Genomic DNA, 5,901 nt, shown 5'->3' with positions numbered 1-5,901 from the left:
GAATAGGCACCGACGGCATATACGCCTTCAACGCCGCCACCGCGACGGGCGGCCTGACGATCGACGTCACGGCAGTCAACGGCCACGAAAACGGTATCAATGCCGATAACAGGGGAACCGGCGCCACCACCATCACGGCGACAGGTACGGTCGAAGGCGGCGACGCCGCGATCAAGGCGGTGTCGTCCGCGGGCCAGGCGATTTCCATCACCACCAGCGGTCTGGTGCGCAACAACGCGCAAACCTCCGCGGCGCTGGCAATCGATGCATCGGGCGGCCCGGTGGCCTTCAACAACAATGGGACCCTGATCGGCACGGTCAAGCTGGGCGCAGCAGTGGGCAATGTCGTCACCAACGGTGGCAATTGGGCCACCGCCGGCGGCAGCAACGCGTTCAGCGGCGGCACGTTGGTCAACAATATCGGCAACAACATTTATGCCGCCAACCTCGGCGCAACCGTCGCCGTGACGACGACGTTCAACGGCTTGGCCAGTTTCACCAACAAGGGCCAGTTGAGCATGATGAATGACGTGGCTGGCGACATCACCGAGCAGACTGGTGGCAATGCGGCCTTCGCCGCCGGCTCGGTGCTGGCCGTCGACGTCAGCGGTGCCAGCGCGGATAAATTCACAACCACGGGAACTGCCGATATCACGGATGCGATTCTAGGGGTGCGTGTCGGCGGCCTTGCTATCGGCACCTACACAGTGCTGACGGCGAATGGCGGGCTGACCGGTACGTTCAATAGTGTGACCGGTGTCACCAGCACTCCATTCCTGTCTGTGACCGACACCTATGATGCCAACAACGCCTATCTCGACGTGACCAAGGTGCGCGACTTCGCCGATGCCGGGCTGACGCCGAACCAGATTGCCACCGGTGAAGGGCTGGACAGCCTGACCGGTGGGGCTGTGTTCAATGCCGTTGCCGGTCTAGCCACCGACGCCGAAGCCCAGGCAGCCTTCGACCAGCTTTCGGGGGAAATCCACGCCTCGGCCAAGGGCATGCTGGTCGAGGACAGCCGCTTCGTCCGCGACGCAGCGACCAGCCGCATCCGCGCCGCTTTCGGCGATGTTGGCGCGGCCGCATTGCCGGTCATGGCCTATGGCGAAGGCGGCCCCGAAATGGTCGCCGCCGACACCGACCGTTTTGCCGTCTGGGGCCAGGCTTTTGGTTCCTGGGGCAGCACGGACTCCGACGGCAATGCCGCTGCCTTCGATCGTTCGACGGGGGGCCTGCTGGCGGGCGCCGACACGCTGGTGGGCGGCTGGCGTGTCGGTTTGCTCGGTGGCTACAGCCATTCGAGCTTCGATGCCGACGACCGAAACTCCTCCGGCAAGAGCGACAGCTATCACCTCGGCCTCTATGGCGGCACCAACTGGGGCGCCATCGCTTTCCGCACCGGCGCTGCCTACTCCTGGAGCAGTCTTTCGACCAAACGCTCGGTTGCTTTCAACGGCTTCACGGATGGGTTGTCGGCCGACTACGATGCCGGCACCGCGCAGGTCTTCGGCGAACTCGCCTACAAGGCCGATGCCGGACAATTCAGGTTCGAACCGTTCGCCAACCTGGCCTATGTCAGCGTCCATACCGACGGCTTCACCGAAGACGGTGGCGATGCGGCACTGACCAGCGCCGGTACGTCCACCGATGCGACCTTCACCACGCTCGGCCTGCGCGGTTCCTCGGACTTCGCGTTTGGCGGCATGAACGTCACCGCGCGCGGCATGCTCGGCTGGCGTCATGCCTTCGGCGATGTCACGCCGACCTCCAGCTTCGCCTTCGCCGGCGGCGACGCCTTCACCATCGCCGGCGTGCCGATCGCCAGGGACAGCGCGGTCGTCGAGGCTGGGCTCGACTTCAACATGTCGGCCAACGCGACGCTGGGCCTGGCCTATACCGGCCAATTCGGCGGCGGCACGGTCGACCAGGGCGCAAAGGTCGATCTCGCCGTGAAGTTCTGACGGCAACAGGTGGCGAGCAGCAAAAGCGCACCGTCACCACGGTAATGGCAAGAAACTGCTGGAGGTCACATGGTCAGGTCAAAGGTCGATTTCCACACCAAGCATGAAAGCGGTTTTGTCCCAACGCAGGGATGTAAACTGCCATTCGACACGGACCTTCTGGAAGGCGAGGCCAAGGCGCGAGAGAAATTGCTTGGCAAGCAGAATGCTTTCCTTTCCAAGACAAGACGTTCCGCCAAAGACGTCGACCATCTGATCGAAGAGATGGTCGCGTTCGAAAAGATCCGGTCCGGGCACTATTGGCGAGACTATCGGGCGGACCTGATTGCGCGGAACGTGCGATCGGCGGTTGGCAAAACAGGATCCTTGCTCGATCTAGGCAGATTGTCGCAACGACCACGACCAGCACGGTTATGATACCACGCCTCGATATACCGGACCTGGGGCCAGTTCCTTTTGGTCCGGTCGAACGGGGGGAATTGCAGAGGATCGACCTGAACACGGTCGATCGAGGAACCTACTTCGACAAGTGGTTCAACTATAATGGACGGTGGACGCTCACCCAACTCTACGATCATGCCGTGACCGATCCGGTACCGCTCTCGATGGATTTCGTCAGCGCCAACAATCTGGACCCATACGATTCGGATAGCCTGCGCGCCACGAGCGAGACCGGTATCTGGTTCACCTATGTGCCGGACATGGACGGCTACGTGACGGTTTTTTGGCTATCGGACCGCGTGACCTATCGCCTGTTCAGACAATACTATCCTCGCGATGCCGACGGCTGGGCGAATGGTTGGCTCTCGGTGGAAGGAGTTGTCGGCATCTGGACGAACAATTCATTCGCGGGTCGCGACTACGTCGAAATTTCGAGCAGCAACGGCAATGCGCACGACACGCTACAAGCGAGCGGGGTCCTTTTCATCCACAACAGTACATACCCCGTCCAGGCGGGGAAACCGGTCCATGTGCTGATCGGAACGCGGTCGAAAGTCTTTAGTGTCTGCGACGGAACGGGCATCAATTTGGGGGCGGGCGTTGTCGCGCGAATTGATCACCCCATTTCCATCTTCACGCGAGCGGGACTGGAGCCATATTCGCCGTTCTACTGAACCTGGATGACAACTGGCCGCTACCGTTTCGAGGCATTCGACCTGGGGTAGGTGGAGCTGTCGGGCCGATAACCGGCAGGCCGGAAAGCCGACGCGCGATTTTTTGCGCCGTCCGTCGAACAAGGGGCGGTCGCGCTCCGGGCGATCCGGCGGTCTTGAGCGCGCAGCGCACGCGGTGCGGTCTTTGGCTCCAAAAACGTTGCGAAACGACCCGAGAGCGGTTATACAGACCGCGAATTTCCCATTTTGGTGGCTCTAAACCACCGCCCGCGCGGGAACGCGGGCGAACGAGAAGGATTTGTAAAATGGCCAATACGCTGCTGATGCCCAAGGCGACCGCTGTCTGGCTGGTCGACAATACCGCACTTTCCTTCGAGCAGATCGCGCAGTTCTGCGGGCTGCACCCGCTCGAGGTCAAGGCAATCGCCGACGGTGAATCGGCGCAAGGCATCAAGGGCATGGACCCGATCATGACCGGACAGCTGACCCGCGACGAGATCGCCCGTGCCGAGAAGGATTCGAACCAGCGCCTGAAGCTTTCGGATCCCAAGGTGCGGGTGCCTGAATCCAAGCGCAAGGGTCCGCGCTACACGCCGCTGTCGAAGCGCCAGGACCGGCCGAACGCGATTCTGTGGCTGGTGCGCAACCATCCCGAGCTCAAGGACGCGCAGATCTCGCGCCTCGTCGGCACCACCAAGTCCACGATCGAGCAGATCCGTGAGCGCAAGCACTGGAATTCGGCCAATCTACAGCCGATGGACCCGGTGACGCTGGGCCTCGCCTCGCAGATCGACCTCGACATGGAAGTCAATCGCGCCTCGCGCGGCCGCGAACAGGCGCAGCCGGTCGGCGACACGCTGCTGCCGGCGGCCCTGACCGAGCGGCTGGTGCCGGCTCCCGAAAAGCCGAAAGACGAGGATGCCGAACTCGACGCCAATGCCGTGTTCGCCAAGCTCTCGGCCTTGAAGTCGAAGAACACGGACAATGACGACGACGAGTGAGGTTGTCTGACATTCCAAAAAAAAGCCCGCTTCGAGCGGGCTTTTTTATGTGGTCAACAACTCAGCTTCGCGCCGCGCGGTCCGGCGCCATGCCGTAATCCTCGCTGCGCTCCACCGCGCGGTAGAAGTCGGCGAGCTGCTTGCCGCGTTCCGGCTTGAAGATGCGGCCGGCGATGACCACGGAGGCAATGCGATCGATGCGGAAGGCGCGGAAATCGTCGCGCATCTCGCACCAGGCGACCAGGGTCCACACCTTGCCCCAAAACCACAGGCCGAGCGGGCGGATATCGCGGGCTGTGCCGCGGCCGGCCTCGTCGGAATAGTCGATGGTCAGCACCTGGCGTTTTTCGACCGCGCGCTCGATCAGGTCGATCGCCTCGCGGGCAGCGTCGCTGACCACCCACATCGGTGTGTGGATCTCGGTGCGGGCGATGCGGTCTTTCTCGGCATCGGGCAATACGGCGCCGATCTTGACCAGCGCCTCGTCTGCGGCCCTCGCCATGGCGGCACCGCCAAAGGCACGCACCATGCGGGCGCCGGCGACCAGCGCGACGATTTCGTCACGCGTGAACATCAGCGGCGGAAGGTCGAACCCCTCCCTCATCATGTAGCCAACGCCGGCTTCGCCGTCGATCGGCACTCCGGTCGACTGCAAATCGGCAATGTCGCGATAGATGGTTCGCTCGGAAACCTCGAGCCACGTGCCGAGCTTCTGGGCGGTGACCAATCGGCCACCGCGCAGATGCTGCACGATTTGGAAGAGCCTGTCGGCGCGGCGCATCGTATGGTCCCTCGGCGTTGTCTCTATGCATGTCGCCCAAAACTGATGTCCACTTTTGGACGGCACGGCATCGTGTTTTCGCGCATGCCGTTATCCCAAAACCGCAGAACACTTTTGGGCGGCGTGCCTCATGGTTTCAGCCCTTCGCGCTTGCGCTGCGCGGCGACGAACTCCGCGCCGAAGGACAGTTTCTTCGTCGTCGGTGTTTTCGCATCGAGCACGCGCCAGAACGGTGCCACGTCACTCAGCGCCATGCCGCGCTGAAGGTCCTCGTTGGCGGCTTCGGCAACAGTGCGCAGATGATAGCCTATGGTGACCGGGCATGTCACTTCGGCGCCATGCTCGACGGCAAGTGCTGTACGCAGCGCACGCACATCCATGTCGATGCCTTCGGGAATCGAGCGGATGAAATCATCGACCTGGCGCGCCGTCGGCACCAGCATAGGCTGTCCTTCGATGACATCGGCCATCGTGCGCGGCGTCGGCTTCACGCCGTTGATGCCAGGTGTGCTCAGTCTGTCTTTCCAACTCTTCATCGATCGTCCTTTGACGCCAATGCGTGGTGTCCGAAGCTGGCACCATTGCACGGCACTCCTGACAGCATACTGTCAGGAGCCTTCAGCATACTCCTTGGCAAACAGTGTCCGCATCCGCGCGAGATCGCTGCCTCTTTCGGGGTAGAGCGTCTTCAGAAAGGCGAGCGCGAAGGTGCCCGGCGCCGAGCCCGGCGCGGAAACAATTTTGCCGTCGGCTACGGCATGCGGCACATCCTGGTAGTTCTCGGCACCGGCATAACCGGTTTCATGACCCTTGATCCACTCGCGGCCATTGCTGGTATGCTTGGCCTTCTCGAACAGGCCGGCGCGGGCCAGCGCCAGCGTGCCGGCGCAGATGCCGCCGACCACACCGCCGCGCGATGCAATGGCGGCAAGCAGGTTGCCTACATCAGGCTGTGCCTTGCTCGTCCACTGGTCGGAACCAATGATGGCAATGGCATCGAGATCGGCATTCTCGCTGGCGCCTGTTGAGCGATCGGGGAT

The 5,901-nt window shown here is 62.5% G+C and carries 7 protein-coding genes; 3 read left to right on the top strand and 4 right to left on the bottom strand.

The window, feature by feature from the left end; all coding sequences use genetic code 11:
• The coding region (locus tag EN893_RS15225; RefSeq protein ID WP_128361626.1) for an autotransporter domain-containing protein at positions 1-1,964 on the top strand (1,964 nt) is incomplete at its 5' end.
• Positions 1,965-2,042: 78 nt separating this feature from the next.
• Here EN893_RS15225 and EN893_RS38105 read toward each other — a convergent pair.
• Positions 2,043-2,216 (bottom strand): hypothetical protein, encoded by a 174-nt coding sequence (locus EN893_RS38105; RefSeq protein WP_164751160.1) that lies wholly within the window; start codon positions 2,214-2,216, stop codon positions 2,043-2,045.
• 227 nt (positions 2,217-2,443) lie between these two features.
• Between EN893_RS38105 and EN893_RS38100 the strand changes: the two genes are divergently transcribed.
• Together EN893_RS38100 and EN893_RS15215 are read left to right on the top strand one after the other, a co-directional pair.
• On the top strand, positions 2,444-3,079 hold the full coding sequence (locus EN893_RS38100; protein ID WP_164748827.1) for a hypothetical protein: 636 nt from the start codon (positions 2,444-2,446) through the stop codon (positions 3,077-3,079).
• A 305-nt stretch (positions 3,080-3,384) separates the two neighbouring features.
• Entirely contained in the window at positions 3,385-4,080 is a 696-nt protein-coding gene (locus EN893_RS15215) for a DUF1013 domain-containing protein (protein WP_127269986.1), read from the top strand.
• A gap of 61 nt (positions 4,081-4,141) precedes the next feature.
• Here the strand turns inward: EN893_RS15215 and EN893_RS15210 are convergent, their stop codons facing one another.
• The 3 genes from EN893_RS15210 to EN893_RS15200 form a co-directional block, all read right to left on the bottom strand.
• On the bottom strand, positions 4,142-4,861 hold the full coding sequence (locus EN893_RS15210; protein WP_013529238.1) for a YafY family protein: 720 nt from the start codon (positions 4,859-4,861) through the stop codon (positions 4,142-4,144).
• A 128-nt stretch (positions 4,862-4,989) separates the two neighbouring features.
• Positions 4,990-5,397, bottom strand: coding sequence for a hypothetical protein (locus EN893_RS15205; protein WP_127271751.1), 408 nt, complete (start codon positions 5,395-5,397; stop codon positions 4,990-4,992).
• 72 nt (positions 5,398-5,469) lie between these two features.
• Positions 5,470-5,901, bottom strand: a 432-nt coding sequence (locus tag EN893_RS15200; protein WP_128361625.1) for a DJ-1/PfpI family protein, incomplete at its 5' end; no start/stop codon positions are given.

It is taken from the genome of Mesorhizobium sp. M7A.F.Ca.CA.004.04.2.1, from assembly GCF_004022825.1.
Lineage (GTDB): Bacteria > Pseudomonadota > Alphaproteobacteria > Rhizobiales > Rhizobiaceae > Mesorhizobium.
The sequence above is the reverse complement of the archived record's forward strand: the minus strand, read 5'-3'. Positions and strand labels throughout refer to the sequence as shown.

Coding starts and splice junctions, on each gene's coding strand:
- EN893_RS38105 (WP_164751160.1), bottom strand. CDS start 2,216: ATGGTCGACGTCTTTGGCGGAACGTCTTGTCTTGGAAAGGAAAGCATT.
- EN893_RS15215 (WP_127269986.1), top strand. CDS start 3,385: ATGGCCAATACGCTGCTGATGCCCAAGGCGACCGCTGTCTGGCTGGTC.
- EN893_RS15210 (WP_013529238.1), bottom strand. CDS start 4,861: ATGCGCCGCGCCGACAGGCTCTTCCAAATCGTGCAGCATCTGCGCGGT.
- EN893_RS15205 (WP_127271751.1), bottom strand. CDS start 5,397: ATGAAGAGTTGGAAAGACAGACTGAGCACACCTGGCATCAACGGCGTG.